This is a genomic window from Streptomyces sp. FH025, from assembly GCF_017427025.1.
Taxonomy (GTDB): domain Bacteria; phylum Actinomycetota; class Actinomycetes; order Streptomycetales; family Streptomycetaceae; genus Kitasatospora.
Genome location: NZ_JAFLNG010001138.1, coordinates 1 through 1,417, shown reverse-complemented (window position 1 = coordinate 1,417; position 1,417 = coordinate 1). Strand labels below are relative to the sequence as shown.

The window sequence follows — 1,417 nt, the reverse complement described above, 5'->3', positions numbered from 1 at the left end:
CGCGCCGATCCGGGTGCGGCTGCTGCGCGACCGGGCGCTGATCTGCGAGGTGTCGGACGGCAGCAGCACCTCGCCGCACCTGCGGTACGCGGCGACCGAGGACGAGGGCGGGCGCGGGCTGTTCCTGGTCGCGCAGTTCGCGGACCGCTGGGGGACCCGCTACACGGCGACCGGGAAGGTCATCTGGACGGAGCAGCCGCTGGAGTAGGAAGTCGGACGGGCCGACTTCCCGCTCCGCGGGCCCGCTACGAACGGAAGGCGGCCGCCAGCACGTCGACCACCTCGCCGATCACGATCACCGCCGGGGGCTTGACCCCCTCCGCCTCGACCACCGCGGCGACGGTGCCCAGGGTGGCGTCCACCCGGCGCTGGGCGGCGGTGGTGCCCTCCTGGACGATGGCGACCGGCGTGTCGGCCGGGCGGCCGTGCTCGACCAGCTCGGCGGCGATCGCACCGATCTTGTCCACCGCCATCAGCAGCACCAGGGTGCCGCTCATCCCCGCGACGGCCCGCCAGTTGGTCAGCGAGCGCGGGTCGCCCGGGCCGACGTGGCCGGAGATCACGGTGAACTCCTGCGTCAGCCCGCGGTGGGTGACCGGGATGCCGGCCGTCTCCGGGACGCTGATCGAGCTGGAGATCCCGGGCACCACGGTGACCGGGATGCCCGCCTCGGCACAGGCCAGCAGCTCCTCGCCGCCGCGGCCGAAGACGTACGGGTCGCCGCCCTTGAGCCGGACCACGAACCTGCCGGCCGCGGCGTGCTCGATCAGCGCCTGGTTGATCGCGTCCTGGGCCATCTGGCGCCCGTACGGGATCTTGGACGCGTCGATCACCTCGACGTGCTCGGGCAGCTCGGCGAGCAGCTCGCGCGGGGCGAGGCGGTCGGCGACCACCACGTCGGCGTCGGCGAGCAGGCGGCGGCCGCGCACGGTGATCAGGTCCGGGTCGCCGGGGCCGCCGCCGACCAGGGCCACGCCAGCGCCGTGCTCGCGGTACTGGCGGGCGGCCAGCGAGCCGTCCCGCAGGCCTCCGACGATGGCGTCCCGCAGCGCGGCGGAGTGGCGCGGGTCGCCGGTGAGGACGGCGACGGTGGCGCCCGCGTCGCGGCCGCTGGCCGGGGTCCAGGCGGTGGCGGCGGAGGCGTCGTCGCTGCGGGAGCAGAACACCCGCTCGCGCTCGGCCTCGGCGCTGACCTCGGCGTTCACGGCCGGGTCGTCGGTGGCGACCAGCACGTACCAGGCGCCGGCGAGGTCGCCGTCCCGGTACGGGCGCTCGTGCCAGGTCAGCTCGCCCGCGTCGGCCATGGCCTGGACGGCCGGGGTCGTGGACGGCGATATCAGGTGCAGTTCGGCGCCGGAGGCGATCAGGGCGGGCAGCCGCCGCTGCGCGACCTGTCCGCCGCCGACCACGACGACAC

At 75.7% G+C, this 1,417-nt stretch carries 2 protein-coding genes; one reads left to right on the top strand and one right to left on the bottom strand.

Translation table 11 applies throughout. The features are described from left to right. Positions 1–208 (top strand): ATP-binding protein (locus tag J0670_RS37975; RefSeq protein ID WP_207817324.1); only part of this gene is annotated, 208 nt, incomplete at its 5' end. Between the two features lie 37 nt (positions 209–245). Here J0670_RS37975 and cobA read toward each other — a convergent pair. Further along, positions 246–1,417 (bottom strand): uroporphyrinogen-III C-methyltransferase (gene cobA, locus J0670_RS37970; protein ID WP_207817323.1); only part of this gene is annotated, 1,172 nt, incomplete at its 5' end.